The organism is Escherichia sp. E3659, assembly GCF_005781135.1.
Taxonomy (GTDB): Bacteria; Pseudomonadota; Gammaproteobacteria; order Enterobacterales; family Enterobacteriaceae; genus Escherichia.
Window position 1 is genome coordinate 1 of sequence record NZ_VATQ01000043.1, and the last position, 17,099, is coordinate 17,099.

At 38.5% G+C, this 17,099-nt stretch carries 16 protein-coding genes and 1 pseudogene; all 17 read right to left on the reverse strand.

Annotated features, from left to right (window positions below; all coding sequences use genetic code 11):
• A pseudogene (locus tag FEK47_RS22180) lies at positions 1-539 on the reverse strand (hypothetical protein); the annotation flags it as partial.
• Positions 540-639: 100 nt separating this feature from the next.
• Positions 640-945, reverse strand: coding sequence for a TrbM/KikA/MpfK family conjugal transfer protein (locus FEK47_RS22185; protein WP_001223992.1), 306 nt, complete (start codon positions 943-945; stop codon positions 640-642).
• A gap of 15 nt (positions 946-960) precedes the next feature.
• Complete coding sequence (locus FEK47_RS22190; protein ID WP_089634063.1) at positions 961-2,928, reverse strand: type IV secretory system conjugative DNA transfer family protein; 1,968 nt, start codon at positions 2,926-2,928, stop codon at positions 961-963.
• Between the two features lie 50 nt (positions 2,929-2,978).
• A complete protein-coding gene (gene virB11 / locus FEK47_RS22195; RefSeq protein ID WP_001287983.1) occupies positions 2,979-3,998 on the reverse strand; it encodes a P-type DNA transfer ATPase VirB11 in 1,020 nt (339 codons plus the stop codon).
• Positions 3,998-5,140 (reverse strand): TrbI/VirB10 family protein, encoded by a 1,143-nt coding sequence (locus tag FEK47_RS22200; RefSeq protein WP_000787412.1) that lies wholly within the window; start codon positions 5,138-5,140, stop codon positions 3,998-4,000. The genes virB11 and FEK47_RS22200 overlap by 1 nt, the downstream gene beginning before the upstream one ends.
• Positions 5,130-5,909: a TrbG/VirB9 family P-type conjugative transfer protein gene (locus FEK47_RS22205; RefSeq protein ID WP_000592647.1), complete on the reverse strand. Its 780-nt coding sequence runs from the start codon at positions 5,907-5,909 to the stop codon at positions 5,130-5,132. Before FEK47_RS22205 ends, FEK47_RS22200 begins: the two co-directional genes overlap by 11 nt.
• The gene (locus FEK47_RS22210; RefSeq protein ID WP_000364523.1) at positions 5,906-6,643 is read right to left on the reverse strand and encodes a type IV secretion system protein; all 738 of its coding nucleotides are present in this window, start codon (positions 6,641-6,643) and stop codon (positions 5,906-5,908) included. The genes FEK47_RS22205 and FEK47_RS22210 overlap by 4 nt, the downstream gene beginning before the upstream one ends.
• A gap of 130 nt (positions 6,644-6,773) precedes the next feature.
• Positions 6,774-9,146 carry a VirB4 family type IV secretion system protein gene (locus FEK47_RS22220; RefSeq protein WP_130261284.1) on the reverse strand — a complete coding sequence of 791 codons (2,373 nt, stop codon included), beginning with the start codon at positions 9,144-9,146 and terminating at the stop codon, positions 6,774-6,776.
• Positions 9,147-9,148: 2 nt separating this feature from the next.
• Positions 9,149-9,469, reverse strand: coding sequence for a VirB3 family type IV secretion system protein (locus FEK47_RS22225; RefSeq protein ID WP_001000142.1), 321 nt, complete (start codon positions 9,467-9,469; stop codon positions 9,149-9,151).
• A gap of 57 nt (positions 9,470-9,526) precedes the next feature.
• Entirely contained in the window at positions 9,527-9,820 is a 294-nt protein-coding gene (locus FEK47_RS22230; protein WP_130261285.1) for a TrbC/VirB2 family protein, read from the reverse strand.
• Positions 9,813-10,424, reverse strand: a complete 612-nt coding sequence (locus tag FEK47_RS22235) for a lytic transglycosylase domain-containing protein (protein ID WP_000244005.1) — start codon at positions 10,422-10,424, stop codon at positions 9,813-9,815. Before FEK47_RS22235 ends, FEK47_RS22230 begins: the two co-directional genes overlap by 8 nt.
• A gap of 67 nt (positions 10,425-10,491) precedes the next feature.
• Entirely contained in the window at positions 10,492-11,133 is a 642-nt protein-coding gene (locus FEK47_RS22240; RefSeq protein ID WP_000910600.1) for a type IV secretion system protein, read from the reverse strand.
• The gene (locus tag FEK47_RS22245) at positions 11,133-11,357 is read right to left on the reverse strand and encodes an EexN family lipoprotein (protein ID WP_000758236.1); all 225 of its coding nucleotides are present in this window, start codon (positions 11,355-11,357) and stop codon (positions 11,133-11,135) included. Before FEK47_RS22245 ends, FEK47_RS22240 begins: the two co-directional genes overlap by 1 nt.
• A gap of 1 nt (position 11,358) precedes the next feature.
• Positions 11,359-12,336, reverse strand: coding sequence for a type IV secretion system protein (locus FEK47_RS22250; protein ID WP_001021612.1), 978 nt, complete (start codon positions 12,334-12,336; stop codon positions 11,359-11,361).
• Between the two features lie 444 nt (positions 12,337-12,780).
• Positions 12,781-13,053: a hypothetical protein gene (locus FEK47_RS22260; RefSeq protein ID WP_012552797.1), complete on the reverse strand. Its 273-nt coding sequence runs from the start codon at positions 13,051-13,053 to the stop codon at positions 12,781-12,783.
• Positions 13,054-13,314: 261 nt separating this feature from the next.
• Positions 13,315-13,584 carry a hypothetical protein gene (locus FEK47_RS22265; protein ID WP_000190069.1) on the reverse strand — a complete coding sequence of 90 codons (270 nt, stop codon included), beginning with the start codon at positions 13,582-13,584 and terminating at the stop codon, positions 13,315-13,317.
• 122 nt (positions 13,585-13,706) lie between these two features.
• A complete protein-coding gene (locus FEK47_RS22270) occupies positions 13,707-14,720 on the reverse strand; it encodes a replication initiation protein (RefSeq protein WP_024176825.1) in 1,014 nt (337 codons plus the stop codon).
• Positions 14,721-17,099 lie beyond the last annotated feature (2,379 nt).

Sequence of the window (17,099 nt, forward strand, 5' to 3'; positions counted from 1 at the left end):
GCCTTATCAATATTGGCGTTCAGTTCTGTCTTCGTATCACTGATTTTGTTGTCAGTGTAACTGTTAGATGAACTGATCGCGTCGTTTTTAGCACTATCAATATTTGTATTCAGTTCATTTTTAACATCAGTAATTTTATTGTCTGTATAATTGTTTGCGTTCTTTTCTGCTGCCTCAGATTTTTCTGCCGCATCTTTGATTGCCTGGTTAGCTGTCGATTGAGCATTTTGTGCAATAGAATTAGCAGAGTTTGCTGTATTTTGTGCCGTATTAGCCGTGTTCTGTGCGTTCTGCGCAGCAGAATTAGCCGCATTTGCGGTTGTTTGTGCATTTTGAGCGGTAGAAGCAGCACCATTTGCAACATTTTGTGCATTCTGTGAATTTGACAAGGCATTATTAGCAATGTCTTTCACACCATCAACACAATCCGAAATATCAAGATTCTGAACATTACCAGTCAAATGATAAGTGCAATCTGCATATGCACTACCAGCAAACAGTCCTACTAAAACAGCTATAATAGATTTGGTTACTTTCATTTCTAACCTCAGTGATTGTAACTAATCATCACATTCCGTTGGCGCGGTATGTGATACTTGCAGTTCCCTGATACCCGTTGGCGCGGGTATCAGGTTTTAATCAGCCCTTAACGCGTCCGAACTTACTCATAATTTTTGAGATAGCAGCCGGATCAGCCGTTGAGCACTGATTCAAAAATGCCTTGCGGGCATCAAATGTTTTACTCCAGCGAATGCTTCCTTTTTTCTTTTTCAGAATATTAAAAAAGTCCTTTTCAGCACTTCTGCACTCACTTCCACCTCCTTGCCCGACAGCTTTTCCATACAGGCAAAGCACCGAAGCGCAAGGATCAGAAGCATAAGCAGGAATACTACCCGCCCCCAATGAAAATACGATGGCGGTAAATATCGCTTTAGCTTTTCTCATATAGTTCACCAGATATTATTCAGAAACATCCTCCAGATCGTGTGTCTCAAGATCTGGTTTAGTCATAACATCAGAAAACATACTAATATCATCTGAATATATTTTTGCCTGTTCAAGAATCTGATTTCTCATTTCTTCATCGAACAATACAGGCATTTCTACCGGATTTTCTTTAGCTATATCTACTCGTTTTTTAAACTCCTCCTCTTCAAACCAGATTATTTTGTTAGCTACAAATGGGCGAGTGTATTCACTCATTACGATTTCACGAACAGCCATATTACCCATTTTATTTTTATAATCCCGAAGCTCGACAATCTCTTCTGGAAGTAATACAGCACGGCTGACTATTTCATGATTTCGGGAACGAGAGCTACCACCTTTGCCACCACTCCGTGAGTCAGATTTCTTGATAATTTTCATATCCCTGACTCCAATTTCCTCAGAGATCTTTTTCGCCAGTTCATTTTTAGCCTTTGGCGGGTAATAAAGAACTACAGCCGAGTTTTCAACGAAAGTTTCCCAACCGTGAGTGCCATACATATCATCTTTTTTACCCTGCCCTTCGTTCTGCAAAATAATAACGAATCGCAGGTTAAAACCAGCGGTAAAGCCAACACCTTTTTCAATAATTTCGGACTTACCCATTGATGTAAATTCATCAAGAAGGACAAGACACTGATATTTCAACTCAGGATTCTGTTCTGGAAGCTCCTTTGTATTCTCATTCACTAGCATAGAGAAAAACAGATTCACAAGCCGTGAGTGAGTAATTAATGCATCAGGAGTCAGCCCAAGATATATCGACATAGGCTTTTTCCTGACCATTCGCACATCAAAATCACTTGCATCAGTAGCTGCTGCTGTGATTGGGTTCTTAAAAATACTCAATGGAGACGAGAAGTTGGTAATAATACTTCCTTGTGTCTTCTCCGGCGCTGCCATAAATTCACGAAACAGACTCTTTGTTTCATCACTCAGGTATTCTTTCTGATCTATTTCCGTACCCATCCAGGCTGATAGTTTCTGACCACTTTCAGGGACAGAGAGTTTCATAATAGCCGACATGGAAACAAGAACATCAGGTACATCAGCAACACCCTTTTTCTTTTGCTGAAGATGGAATCGTTCCTTATCCAGAAGATATAAAGCAAGCCCACAAAAGAGCTTCCGTGCAGAATCAGACCAGATAGGATCATCACTTGCCGGAATCAACATAGCGGCAATTTTTTCCAAATCTCCAGAACGCTGAATATCAGAACGATTAACGCAGTCCAGAGGATTCCAGCGGTGTGATCTGATATTACCTTTTTTCGCCTCCTGCTGGTTTTCTGCATACCCCGCAGGGGCAAACAGAAAACATTCCTGCCCTAACACATTCTGTCTGTATCCGGCAGACAAAAACCAGTTTTCAAGTTTTATATCAAGAACAACCATCGAATCCGGGTAATTCACACAGTTAGGTATAACAATACCAACACCTTTACCAGAACGCGTAGGAGCATAAAGGATTAAAAACTGTTGCCCGAAGAAATATATATATTTGTTTTTAAACCTTCCTTTAAACTGTTTACCAATAAGAATAGGTGGAAAGCAGTATGGTTTACTGTTCTTTAATCTTGCTTCTTTCAACTCTTTATCTGTTGGGAAAAAGGTCGATTTAGCCAGGTCCATATCAGTAGCAAGACGAGCATTGCCATAAATAACTTTTTTTGGCATCAGTCCGACTATGACAATAACAACAAAACCAATAAATATTGCACATGGTGCAGCAAATCCAGCCCATGTAATTGCGACCAATTTTTTATATTCAGGTTTTCCGCTAAATTGTGTAATGACATTATTAAATGTATTCCATTGCAACATGTCAATACTCAATCCTGAATATTTTAATGCTGCATATCCCCCAAGATAATTACCGCCAATAAGACAAGCAACGAGAATAAGCAACAAAAAAACCACTAATATGATTTTTTTCTTCATAGATACCCCTACATGTAAAGCATGTATAATATTTAATCACCTGAAATAATTTACATTGTGCTAAGTAGACGATTTTTTTCTTCGGGGTCGTAATATAGTTCCGTCATATATGTATGGTTAAAAAATAATATGACATCTATAGATGTCTTAATCGTTCTCATAATCAAATCCATATCAACTGTCATACCAACAGATGATTGTTTAACAATGCTCGCCAGCCGCGAGAACGACGCATAAGTATTGTTAGCATGGATCGTACTTATTGAGCCTTCATGCCCTGTGTTAAGAGCTTCAAGATAACTCCATGCTTCATCCCCCCTTAACTCAGCCAGAAAGATATGATCTGGTTTAAGGCGCATACAGGCTTCAATAATCGACTTGGCATCCACAATTCCCTTTTTATAAAACAGGTGAATATGGTTTGGATGATTCGGGAGCGTCATCTCGTGGACATCTTCAATTGTTGCATAGCGCCGTTCAGGAGGAAACAAATCCGCAATGGCTTTACCTACTGTTGTTTTGCCGGAACCAGTACCACCAACAATCAGGAAATTCAGGCGATCATTGACCGCCTCACGAATAAATTTAGCAATACTTGCGGCATCACCCTTACGCGATAACTCGAATAAATATTTCTGCCGCTCAGTTAACACTGCTGTGTGTTTTTTAGCAATTTTAACTCGGTCAAAACGCCCTGAATTAACGTAATCATCAAGTGAAAAACGCGTTAGTGATGGTTTACGAATTGAGAGAACAACACAATTATCCTCGGTTGCAGGAGGAACGATAATCTGACCACGTTCACCACCAGGAAGAACAACCGACGCAATCGGGTTATGTGGTTTCAGGGCATCTTCCAGCCCACTTATGTTACACAGCGCATAGGCCAGCCCCATTAATGCCTTATAACTGACCTTATCTGTATCACGAAAGCACCAACCATCACGACCTTCAAACCATATCCTGCCAGGCTGATTTACGGCGATTTCGGTAACATCATCCATATCCAGTAATTCCTGAATCCCTGTTTGCACCAGAAATTGACGAGCGATAATATGTTCTTCACTCATTACTGCACTCCGTAAACCTCAGAAAAGTCAATATTCCTCGGAACAATCACTGATAAAACGGTTCCTTGATTAATATATGCAGTTGGAGGAATATTAATCGTGTTCTCAAGTGTTGTTTTAGCCAACTCCTGCGCCGTATCAGATGTATTATCATAGGTAATATTGCTGTTATTCCCCGATTTTTGTGTGGTATTTTTCAGAATATCCATACCATCACCAAGCAATGACAACATAATCGCACCTGAATATCTCTGGAATATATGATTATCAATCCAGGCTGGCAGGCCAGATGCACCAAGTCCATCAGTGCCAAGAGCACCAATTTTTACGTTAACATTGCCATCTTTTAAATTAGTCCAGTTAACAAATACACGAGCCACTCCTTGCGTCATGACTTTATTCTGCTCTCCCATCAGCATAGCGCCACGGCGAGCCAGTAATGTTTCACCATTATCTGAATAGAGATCTTTAGTCAGTTGGCACAACGTTATTCCAGGGTAGGACGTAACTATTTTTGTTTGTAAAACGCATGAAAGCGAAGTACCCGCAGCCAGCAAAAAACGTCTGTTACTGGCAAAACTCACTGTACCATCAGCATAAGTTTCCCCTTGCAGAGAATCCTTCTCTTTTTCCGAACGTTTATCCTCATTTCTGGTTTCAATTTTAACCAGAGTATCTCCTGTAATCTGACGTTCAGCCTTAGTCAGTGGCCTTTCTTTCTCCTGTCCATTGCCAGACTGCGATGAAGAATGGCTGCTGGATTGCCCCTGCATCGCCATTGCTTGCATAGTGCTATCATTATCAGAATTTATTTCTGTTTTTTGTTTCTTTTCTTTTTCTGCCTGTTCTTCCCGTTGCTTGCGTTCAGTTTCCTCACGCTGCTTATTCTGCATGATTGTTTTCATCACAGAATTAAGGCTTGCCCCATCCTGAGAATTAGATATTAACGTCTCGTTTTTTGGTTCAAGGCCAGTTTGCTCCACCTCCTTCGAGGGAAGCATTTTAATAATCATGGCAGCGACAACAAAAATACCAAAGATACTTGCCAGCAAGATAAATATCTTCTTGGAGGATTTCTTTGATTTAACCTCGATAACACCACGATTACCCACATCATTATTGCTGCGGCTTTCATTTTTCATAATTAAATTTCTCCACCCTCACCTTTCCATTTGTAGTGCCTTTTTTATTCCACATTTTAGGAACCGTCGAAGATGTTCTTACATCAACAACTTGATCGCCTATTCTCAGGCGGAAATTATCAGACACTTCATGTAATACCATTGTGTTATTTTCCATATGCTTATTAACAAGGTTTTCATTGCCATCAGCATCAACACGATAAGGTACGGGTAAATCCTGTTTACTGTTCCAGCGCATACAGGTAAAAGTACCATCGTCCCAGACCTGGTAAGGGAAAATGCTCTTACTCCCCTTTAATTGATAGTGTCCATTAATTACACCACCATCAGTGCAGGGATATTTTTTCTCCGTAAATACTTTGGCTGTTACAGGTTTAGGATAGTCATATCGCAAAACGTATGTCGGATTACTGGACACTTCCGTAAGGTACAATGAGTACGTGTGTTTATCCGTTACAATAGTAACGTTCGTGCTTGGATTGTCTTCTACTGCCGGACGAAAGAAGACTGTATGTTCACGAACGGACACCTTCCATGCAGCAGGATCACCCAGGCCAACATCTTTAATCGTTTCATCTTTGGCGATTTGAACTACCGAAACAGCACCTTTTTTTACTCTGACATTAACAACATCGTTTTCATTAAAAACAACACTCTGAATCCTGGAGTCAAATGCTGACCCCTGACCATATGTTGCCGCAATTGTTGCCGGAGATGCACAAACAGCCAGTAAAGATAAGCAACCGATAAGACCCGACTTTTTAATCATTTAATAGCCTCCGCGTCTACACGATAGCTGACAGCTTCAAATCCGAGAGGATTAATAAGCCGTTGTTCTTCCGTCTTCACATCTTTATTAAAATCAAAAGCGACCGTTGCAATCCAGTCTGTAACTCTGTATTCGGGAGCCAAAGAGCCGGAAGAGTCCAGAATCATTTTTGAGAATCTGACCTGCGCAACATCAGGCTTCAGTAAAGTGACGGACTTAATTTTCGTTTTAATCTTATAACTGTCTTTCAGTACATTCAGCGGCGAGTTATCCGCACGAATAGCTGTATTGTACTGTGAGAACACTTTGTTATTAGACATGACATTTACCGTATCCAGCATTTCCTGGATAGTCTGCCAGTCGTATGACTCATAGTTAATAACAAACTTCGCAAGATTATATTTTGTTTCTGCCTCCTGATAGGTTTGCTTTGCTCCTGATAATTGCGGTGCAATATCTGTATAGCCCGTATTGTTATCCACACGAATAACAAAAGGAACGGCAGTCTTTAACGGAGACAAAAAAGCGATGGCTGCTGCAAGAGCAATATTGGAAATCAACAGCACAACAGCAATTCGCGTAATAAACTTAGCTTTACCCTGGACAGTTGCTATTTCATTACGCTCAAACTGCTTGACAGCATCAAAAATTTGCTTGTTTTCTTTCTTTATATCAATTTTTTTCTTAGCCGCTTCTTCTTTTGTCTTACCAAAATATTTATTTTTTAAATCCATTACATCGTCCTCGCTTTCACATCCTGAATTGTTGTATTCAATTCATACCATCCGCCCTCCGCTTGTTTAGGTTGAGGCGGTGATGAACAAGAAGAAAGAAAACAGATTAATAAGAGTGCAATAGTTGCTCTCATTTCTTTTGCTCCTTAATACGTTTAATAAATTCAGGAATCCAGACATCGGGTTCATCTGTACCAAGTTCTTCCCTTACTTGTTCACACAGAACAATCCCTTCCGTCGTTCCTGATATAACAGGAAGAAAGTCATCAAAACCGTACAAATCCATTTTTGCAAATGCCGATGAACCAGACTGTTTTATTAACATTGTTCTGGATTCTTTTGATAAAGATTTTAATTTCTTAAATTCTTTTTCAACAAGACCAATCTTTTTATAACCATCAAATTCAGCATCTGGATTAGGCAACAAAATCTTTGTGGCTGTTTGCTGAACAAGAGCCGCAAAAATTGCACAATTAACCGCATCCTCTGGCGACTGACTCGTTAGCCACATCATTTCATTTTTCAGACGTCCAGCTTTTAACGCAGATTTGATCATATCCTGAGTCAGAGGGAAGTTCGCAGGCATCCAGAACTCCTCGACAATAGTAAGCATTAGCTTTCCGTCACGTTGCATAAGCGTTTTATAGAAAAATAAAATCGCCAGCAGAGGTTCGCACGCTGGATGCGTTTCACCATTTACCTTTTCAAGGATAACGGTTGTGTCAAAACCTACCTTTTTATAATCCATCGGATTAAAAGTGTTCTCTGGCGAATCTGTCGCCCAGGAATACGCACCATTTTTACACCATTTAGCAAGTCTGATACGCAGTTCACTATCGTTAACTATCTGGAGCAATGCTGACGTTCGGCGCAACTGGACAGGCATAGTCATAAGACTCTCTACTGCCGCATCCATTTCTATTGCCTGTTGGTCAGAACAGGGGTTCCCCATGTTGTCCCGAACAAATGCCTTTGCCAGCGATTTCAGAAACGCTAACAAACGCTTCCAGATTGGTGATGATTCATCTTCCGCAAGCTGCCACGGATTAAGACCAGTAAAAACACCTTCCTGTAGAGCAAAATAACTACCACCATACGCACGAACGAATAATTCTGTAGAGCGGTTATAGTCAATAACGAACATGTAAGGATCAAAACGCTGTAAAAAACCAGCCGCTGCTCCTTCAAAAGTCGTTTTACCAGTACCTGTGGCTCCAAGAATCATTGCGTGTCCGGCAATTCGCTGTCCGGTGACGTTTTTATTAGGGTCGCTGTAGTGCGTATTAAAATAATACAGGCCATCAGAAACTGTTTTTAACGGCATTAAAGCCGAACCGTCACCAATCGGATTTCCAGATTTCTTGCCCGCAGAATAATTATGCAGTGAAAACGTACAGGCAAGATTGGCTGCCGTTCTTCGCGTACTCAGTGGTCTTGTTTTATTCATTGGAAGATGGCTAAAAAACACATAAGGTGCGGCACTGGTTGCACGAGAAAAACGGAATCCTTTACCCGTCGTGATAAACTCACTGGATACTTTGATACCATTCTTACGGGCAGCTTCTGCCGTATCGCCAAATACTGTTAGTACGCAATGATATGAACCAAAAAGATTAGTACCGCTGGTAACAAAATCTTTCCCTGCTATCAGTTCTTCTTGTTGAGATTTAGCAGCATCACCGGTTGACCCCATTTTATTGAGTTGGGAGTCTATTTTTCGCACAGTTTTAGCTGGAGCCTCAAACAAAAATGATTGCGTAATGATAAATTCATACGGTAGTTTTAACAGGAAATCCCATTGACCAGGAGTGGTAAACATAGGGAAATCTTTTAAAACATAATTTGTGGCAAATTTTTTATCATCAGACTCATTGTTACGCAGTTCTAGCGTATCATTACCAAAATACCAGTCACTGTCAGCGATTGATTCATATAATGGTGTTGATGATACAGGAATAATCGTATGTTTTTTATTAATCAAGCATGACAGATAATCCGCTGTTTCACTCACATAGTTTTTGTCTACCTTGAGCAACCAGGCTGAAAAAGGTTTAAGAACAACCATAGCTTGAGAAATAATATCTTCGAGGCGCTCAAGTCCTTTATCAACATCATTATAAGAAACACCGAATGTGATGTACCAGGTGGACTTAAAGAAATCTCCCCCTTTGAACAAAGAGATATATTTTTCCGCAAATAAATTTAAGAATTTACTGGAAAACTTATAAGATTCATCAAGATAAATCTTCTCTTTTATAAAATGTGTCCACAAATACACATCCCCTTCTTTGCCAACCCCGACAAGATAATCCTTGATACCATTGAAAGAGTTTTCAAGAAAAGAATCTGATGCAAATTCAAAGGGAATCCCCTGAATAGCAATTGTAGCCAACATTTTTCTGTCAAGTGTATAAACAACACTATCAGAAATATGGTACATGTATTCAGGATACATGGATGCCACATTTTTATTCTTGCTATCTTTTAATTGTGCAACCTGCATAATCAACGCTCCACAGAGGAAAAACCAATAATTGAGTCTCTGTGCATCACTTTAAGAAAATAGCCCTTCAACTGGAGATTCATAACACTAAGAGCGTTTGGGTCATTTTCACAAATGATGCGAACAATGAACAGAAACAAGAAACATAATGCAGGGAATATGAGTCCAGAAATTCCCCACATAAACATGCATCCAAAACCACCAAACACGGCAAGAAATCCCACAGACAAAAAAAGCATCAATGGAACACCCATAACCATCGCAGGCCGATTCAGGCCGTTATAGGAAAGAAAGACGACCTTTGGTTTCTCTGTATCATTCATCATTAGCTCCTGAATTGCGCAGGCTGACAAACAGCCCGCGCTTTTTAGCGTTCGTTATTACTGGAACAATCCCAGCGCCCACGAACCACCGACTACTGCACCGCCTGCAATAGCACAATAGCCAAGAGCCATCCCAACATCCCCCCAGCTTTTACGTTCCATAAAGGCCATCAGGATGCAATAAAGCATATAAACAAGAGCACCAATACCAACAAAGGTAAAAAGCCAGGTTTTCACGTTCGTAAGAGCATTAGTAGCTGAATCAAGGCCACCTGCCGCAGCCGCAAACCCTGAAAACACCATGAAAAATAATGCAAAAACAAAACGATTTACGTTAGCAAACTTATTCATTCGAATAATCTCCAAAAACATCCCAGTCCTGGGAGTGTGAAACAAAACTTTGATTACCTTTTTCCTGAACACTCTGTTCTTTTGTTGCTTTCGCATTTTCAGGTTTATCTACTCGCAACTCAGGAACAACATAAGCGTTCTTCATAACTCGTTCGACATAACTCGTATTATTAAATTGAGCTTCTTTCTTGAAACCTCTTGTGCTATTCCCCGAATAATACTCGGACAAAGACTTCAAAAGGTTCTCTTGTTCATTTCCTCCTTTTTTAGCAAGATAGTTTTTTGTCAGAATATCCGCACCAATTTTAATATTGGTACATGGATCAAATATTGTTTCAGCAGAAACCCCGTAGAAATTAAAATTTCCGTTATATATTTGCATCAAGCCAGCACTATATCTTTTCCCGGCATTATCTAATTTCTTTGCATAACTAATAGCATCTTCGATTTTTTTAAATCTAAGAGACACTCCATCACTAATATTGGCTATTCGAAATGGATCTCCAGAAGACTCAGTTTGAATAACCGCATTTAGTGTATTTGGTGCAACTAGAGGGGCGCAGGAAACGAAAAGACTAGCTAGCATTACCGATGGTAATACCATAGCTCACCTGTTTAATTTCAGATCACCTCATTTGAGGTGATCTTTTAATTAGAGTGTTGGGAGGGGACTAACGTTTGTAACTATGAGAACTTAGCCACTCATTACGAGCTTGTTCTTGCCTAGCATTTTCATCAACGGACATCTGATTAGATGCTAGTTCATATTGTTTCAGTTGCAACTCTATTGTCATTTTTTCAATCGACAGTTGATTTGCAATATCAGCTTTTTGCTGCGGCGTAGTGGCATTTGCAAATAATGACTGTAACGATTGAACACGTTCCGCCCGCTTATACATTGATTTATTGAACTGCTCGTAAAAATTTATTTGCTTAAGAACAGCATCATAGCGTCTTTGCGTGTTAGCATCAGAACTGGTTAAAGAATATTTCTTTCGTAAAGAATCTAATCCAATCTGAGAATCGCTATCGATATCCTTAAGAGAGCCACGCATATAGCTTGAAGCTGTATCAAAGCCTCTACTAAAATCAGTGAATCCTTCTAATCTCTTTTTTTGATCCTCTGCATATTTAATAGATTGTTCATATTGAGTTTTCAGTTGTTGTAAATTATCAGCAGCTTCTTTAGCCCTAGCTAAACCTTCCTCAACAGTTTTTGCAATTGATGTCGGATCGACAACAGGGATATAAGCATGTGCGACATTAGAGCACATGCATCCTATTAAAATCACTGAAAACAGTTCTTTTAACATTATTTCCCTCCGTGAGCCTTAATCCAATCTTCTCTTTTCTGTTTTTGAATTGCAGCCTTTGCATTATCACAGTTTTCATTTGTGATTTTTCCCTGAGAGCATTGTTCTATAACATTTTTTGCCTCAGATTGGTTTGCAAAATAATAATCAACATCATACACTTTATCGTTACAACCAGAGAGAAACAGAACGGATACAAATGCCATTGGAACAACTTTTTTCATATTACCCTCCTAATACATTCTTTCCTAATTGACCTGCCAGGCTTACTACTCTATTTCCAGCTTTTTTGGCAACAGAGGCAGCCAATCCTTTACCTGCATTGCTCATAGCCCTTACACCTGAAACAGCAGCTAATTTATTTGCTGCGCCGTTAGCTGAGGCAGTCAATCCATTAATACCTACTCCACCTGTTAGAGATGAGCACAACGTCCCAATTTGCTCTATCAGGTAAACAGATATTAACACAACCGCTAATAAAGTAGCCACAGACATGAATGTAATGGTCTTTGCATCCAAGTTAGCCGTTTGTTGTATTAGTGACAATACGAAGCCAAAAGATATGGTATAAAATACATTTAGCAAAATGTAGTTTAAACAACTACCACACCATGCAGTAAACATACCACGCGTTGGGGAGAATGCAGAAAAACATATAAATAAAATACCTACCGATAACACCATTCCGACCATAAACTTTGATACGCAAAGGAAAACGGTAGTATAAAAAACAAGCAAAAATCCTCCTGCATACCCTGTGATCCATATAAGACCAGCTTTAATCCATAGACCAAAATCAGTCATACCAAGCTGTCCCGTAGCATCACTCCAAAATTGCTCCATTGTATCTGACAATGCTTGCCAAAGATTATCTATTGAATTGGCTATATCAGACTGTCCAGTCAAAGCAGAAGACAATTCATCTCCAGAATGCATTACGAAAGGAATTACATATTGTGAATAATATGTTGAGCTATATGTGAAAACACCAACCAGAGCCAATTTCATTATATTTTTAGTAACTTCCGACATAACCACATCACGTTGTGAATATATTATTTCATAAGCGACAAAAATAATATAAACACCAATGGCTGCAAAAAATACAGGTGATATTGCATTTGCAATTTTTGCTGCGTTACTGGCTGCCCCTGATTCAACTAGTGTTGTAACAGTACTTAAAAACGTAGATATTATATTCATTTTTATTTCCACATAAAAATGCAAACGTAAGAGGTCATCTCATCCGCACATGTGCTGAATATTCACTAGTCATTAATGATTTATGTTTTAAAGTAGAATCATTAAAAGAAAAGTTGCATTCCTCAATGCGGCATTCTCTTCCAGGATAAATAATTCTGCTATTAACAGCCTTGTCAACTTTATTTCTTTTTTGCTTTGACTTTAAAATCAACTCTCTCTGTTTTCTTGTTCCTTCGATTAATCGTTTTCTTCTTACAACATACATAGGCATATAACATCTCCAATTTACATTTACATATAAACAAAGACTTTTATATGTAAAGATAAAATATCTATTAGGCTTTTTACCAATTTTTGGCGTGACACGATGCCCATCGTTCCTCCAGCTCAATCCTCCTCTTCATAGCTGGTATTCGTCACTTTCAAATTGTTAAAGAGCATTATTTATAATTCGGTTATTTTTTCATCAATTTTCAGTAGAGCTTCTTCAAGAAGCTCTCTGGCTAATTGAGTTTTAGGTAAGTTTGGTTTTAACAACCTAAGTTTTGTCAAAATGTAATTACTTCTACCATTAATTTTTATCGTGACAGTAGTTGGTTCCCAAACATTACCATTTACAATAAAATTTCCTGCATTTAAATTATCACTTACATCATTATTTCGACTCTTATTCACTTTTCCCGTTCCTTTATCTCCATTTTTTTGTTCTTTCAACACTTAATATGTTCTCACCAACAAACAACCTCGAAAAATACCCAATCGAGGACATATCAATTTGCCACAATCTTAGAAAATAAAGTTTTCCATTATTTTTCAATGGCTTTTTAATAAAGAAAGAGTTCAAAGACATACTTATCATTATTAATGATTCGCTTTTTTTTGATATAAATCACATTTAAATGCTCATTTTTTGAGCGATTAGACGATAAAAAAAGACGGCAAATGCCGCCTTTTTAATCATTTTGTTGGTGGAAGTAGTTATCTTACCCTAGTCCATAGATCAGCCATTATCCTGCACAAGAAGATTACTCTTACAGCCTCAAGCCGCTCCGAACCAAGAGCTAGCTTACTTCTCTGCAATGTTTTTTTTACCGCTTCAATCGAGCACTCATGCTCGCTCGCTATATCAATGATTTCACTTCCAAAAACCCAACTTAACGTAACCCTAAATTGTTTCTCTGTAAGTTCTGGAAACAAGGCTTTGATTTGTGTTAATCCATTGAGGTGTGTAAAATCAAAAGTAGCCATATGGCCTCCTGTGTAGGTGATATGGTTAGCTAGTACCGCCGTGGTCAAGACGGCGGTACTAGTGACTAATCTGAACGACTAAATATGACGTTACTTATTACTTTAAAAACAAAAAATACACATCATTTACGTTTGGACTTCCTTTCTTTTAGTTCACAATTCCTTTCTGATATTTTCTTATCCTCCCCACATAATTCATAATACCCTACTAATTTTTCTAAATCAGGAAGAGGCAACCTAGCTTCCTTATCATATAATTTTAGCGCATTTTCATATTCTAATATTATTTCAATACATTTCTTAGCCCACTCAACTTCAGCATTAGAACCTGACTTAACTCTTGGTCTAGCCGGTAAGCGCCGCCTCTTTGGCTTTATAGATTGTAAAGTTGGATGATCCTCTCGAACAAAACTAAACGATATGGCAATAACTTTTCTGGATGCCTTATATTCATTCAAAACAACTGAAATATCAGTTGATGCATTTATTTCATTAATTGATCTTTCAATTACTTTTTGTTTTAGAAACTTATACTCTTCATAGGATTTTTCTAATCCCAACATCACTTTAAAATCATAAACACTGATTGTATCAGTTGTAATCAACTCTCCCTTGCGATAATTATACATGTTTCTATATTTACATAACCAAGCATATATTCTAAAAGAATGAGGAGAGGTAAATGCTGATATTGCTCTTAATGCAAATAACGTAAAATTATCTTTTAATTGAAATAAAAGATCCGATATTTCGGTAGAAAAAACGATTTCTAAAAATACATTTTCTTCACCTTCAATATCATACTCTACCTCTGACAACCACAGGCGCCTTCTTTTTGTTTTCTTCCCAGAGTCCTGGTCAAAAGAATATGTGTCAATAGTTTTTCCTAGCAACCCATCAGCAATTGCTGATAACCTATTTTTAACGTTTTTATCCTTGATGTTAAAGACTTCAACAAACTCTTTTGTTGTAATCCTTATACGTTTCTCAGGTTTATCGTGCCTTGAGATCTTAGATATAGCTAAATTTAACAAACGAAATTCATCAAGTGTTATTTTATAAACACCATCAGTAATAGCATTTGATTGAAATATTAACTCCCCCTCTCGCGTATTCACCTCTACTGGCAACATCATATTTCTCCCATAGCAACCAATAATCACACTGTACCAAAGGTAGAAAACAAAATCAACACAGTATACCTTAAATAAAAACAACCATAAAAATCAATTAGTTAAAAAGACAAGAAGAAATAAAAGCATCCTGAAATCAGGCTACCTATAATCCGCAAAGAGGCAAGCCAAGCAACAGCTCCTGAAAAATGTATACCTTTAAAGTTCCTCAAATCAGTACGGTTCTGAATCTGGGCATAGAAAAACAATAAAAACAAAACAATTCTTTCAATCAAAAGAAACAATAAAATCATTAAAAATCAATACATTAAAAAAATATCAAAACTCACACCTTACTTATCCACAAGTCTGTGGATAAGTAAGTTATCCACCCTGAAATCTGTATACCTAACTCCTGAAATCTGTATACCTAACTCCTGAAATTTGTATACCTAACTCCTGAAATTTGTATACCTAACTCCTGAAATCTGTATACCTTTCAACTCTCAACTCACTGAAAAACAAAACAAAAAACAGCCTCTAAATATAGAAGTATTTAGAAGTAAGAAATATAGGAAGTAAAAACATGTAGCGATTTTCGCGTTTTTTGTGGATAAGCATCGTTACCAAGCTCCGACAAGGAAACAAGCGTACTTGCTCCAATCGTACATTGCAGAAATTCCGCTTCCTCGCCCACTCGCTCACTAGCGTTCGGTCGCTAGGGCTGCGGCGAGCGGTGCTATCTCTCGCATATTGTCGGTAATTTCGCTATTGTTCTTTCGGAAACGAGGTCGTGATAACCGCTAAAACACACTCAGAAGCACTTAGACAAATAAAACAGAATTCTTTCAGAGAATGGAAGGTGCGGAAGACTTTCAGCAGCTTCTGTCCATCAAAATCAGCTCCGGCGAAGACTGAGAAAGCTCTCATGTTTAGTCACATTCTGAATGTTTAATGTGATTGATGTAATGAGCTAATTTATTGATTTAATTAATTTTATATTGGCGGGAGTTTTAATTAAGATCCTCATTTCACTAACCGAGGATCTTCTTGTGTTTTAAGAAAAACACTTTTATATCAATGGGATATACGCAGCAACGAATTGCTTGATATGGCCATTCATGATAACGGGATATAAATCTACAAAATTAATAGATCCAATAACGATCCTTCCCATGACCGACCAAGAAAAGCCATAAAATGCATCCTATCGCTTTATTTTAGTCCTAGTAATCCCAATCCATAGGGAAGCATTAAAAATCGTTCAGAGCGCGATTCAGGGCGTTTTAGCGGGTTAGCGTTGCGCCGTAGCTCGCAATGCTCGTGCATGCAGTACAGCGCCCTCCCTCCTACTGCGCAAATCAGCATAATATGACCTGCAAAGTCCTAGTATGTTGACCAGCGGCTTTGCAGCGATGTGGTTCTGCTGCTCCCTAGTATTTTCTTTCGGGCTTACATAACTCCTAAAAGTTACCCACAACCTGTGTATAAAAAAGTTATCCACACTAAATCTGTCCCCCGTTAACCATAAATTTGTCCCCTTTTGACCATAAATCTGTCCCCTGATAAAAACACAAATAACCATAAATCTGTCCCCTTTTAACCATAAATCTGTCCCTAGTTGGAATTGCAATCAATTGAAAAACAATAGAAAAATACCCTTAGAAAAGGAAATATTATATGTAACATAGGAGTGATCTATCTTTTAGAAAAAAGAAATAAAGAAAAAATAATAGAGCGAACTGTGAATAATTTTGCTCGACACCTTAAAACCATCAGGTACGGTCAAAACACGAAGCGTACTTGCTCCAATGATACATCGCAGAAATTCCGCTTCCTCGCCCACTCGCTCACTAACGTTCGGTCGCTAGGGCTGCGGCGAGCGGTACTATCTCTCTCTGTCGGTAATTTTGGTATTGTTATTTCGGAAACAGAAGTAAATGCTTTTCAGTGCAGGGGAACGCTTACAATGAGTTTCTATTCATCAAAATCAGCTCTGGTGAAGACCAAGAAAGCTCTCATGTTTAGTCTTGTTCTGTGGTTGATAAAATGAGCTAATTTATTGATTTAGTTGATTATCATATTGGTTGGACTTTTAATTAAGCCCCTCATTTCACTAACCGAGGATCTTCTCATGTTTCAATGAAATATACTTCTATATCAATAGGATACGCCAACCAAAGAGTTACCAGATATGATCATTCATCATGACGGAGCATAAACTACAAAATTAACAGATCCAGTAACGATCCTTCCCCTAACCACCCCAGAAAAGCCATAAAACACGTCCTGTCGCTTTATTTAAGCCCTGGTAATCCAAACCCACAGGGAAGCATTAAAAATTGCTCAGAACGCGATTCAGAACGTTTTAGCGGAGTAGCATTGCGCCCGTAGCTCGCGATG

Excerpts from the sequence above, each read along its gene's own strand:
- FEK47_RS22250 (WP_001021612.1), bottom strand. The coding sequence starts at position 12,336 with ATGAATATAATATCTACGTTTTTAAGTACTGTTACAACACTAGTTGAA.
- FEK47_RS22240 (WP_000910600.1), bottom strand. The coding sequence starts at position 11,133 with ATGTTAAAAGAACTGTTTTCAGTGATTTTAATAGGATGCATGTGCTCT.
- FEK47_RS22270 (WP_024176825.1), bottom strand. The coding sequence starts at position 14,720 with ATGATGTTGCCAGTAGAGGTGAATACGCGAGAGGGGGAGTTAATATTT.
- FEK47_RS22230 (WP_130261285.1), bottom strand. The coding sequence starts at position 9,820 with ATGAATAAGTTTGCTAACGTAAATCGTTTTGTTTTTGCATTATTTTTC.
- FEK47_RS22210 (WP_000364523.1), bottom strand. The coding sequence starts at position 6,643 with ATGGATTTAAAAAATAAATATTTTGGTAAGACAAAAGAAGAAGCGGCT.
- FEK47_RS22190 (WP_089634063.1), bottom strand. The coding sequence starts at position 2,928 with ATGAAGAAAAAAATCATATTAGTGGTTTTTTTGTTGCTTATTCTCGTT.
- virB11 (WP_001287983.1), bottom strand. The coding sequence starts at position 3,998 with ATGAGTGAAGAACATATTATCGCTCGTCAATTTCTGGTGCAAACAGGG.
- FEK47_RS22225 (WP_001000142.1), bottom strand. The coding sequence starts at position 9,469 with ATGAATGATACAGAGAAACCAAAGGTCGTCTTTCTTTCCTATAACGGC.
- FEK47_RS22200 (WP_000787412.1), bottom strand. The coding sequence starts at position 5,140 with ATGAAAAATGAAAGCCGCAGCAATAATGATGTGGGTAATCGTGGTGTT.
- FEK47_RS22245 (WP_000758236.1), bottom strand. The coding sequence starts at position 11,357 with ATGAAAAAAGTTGTTCCAATGGCATTTGTATCCGTTCTGTTTCTCTCT.
- FEK47_RS22205 (WP_000592647.1), bottom strand. The coding sequence starts at position 5,909 with ATGATTAAAAAGTCGGGTCTTATCGGTTGCTTATCTTTACTGGCTGTT.
- FEK47_RS22185 (WP_001223992.1), bottom strand. The coding sequence starts at position 945 with ATGAGAAAAGCTAAAGCGATATTTACCGCCATCGTATTTTCATTGGGG.
- FEK47_RS22235 (WP_000244005.1), bottom strand. The coding sequence starts at position 10,424 with ATGGTATTACCATCGGTAATGCTAGCTAGTCTTTTCGTTTCCTGCGCC.
- FEK47_RS22220 (WP_130261284.1), bottom strand. The coding sequence starts at position 9,146 with ATGCAGGTTGCACAATTAAAAGATAGCAAGAATAAAAATGTGGCATCC.
- FEK47_RS22265 (WP_000190069.1), bottom strand. The coding sequence starts at position 13,584 with ATGGCTACTTTTGATTTTACACACCTCAATGGATTAACACAAATCAAA.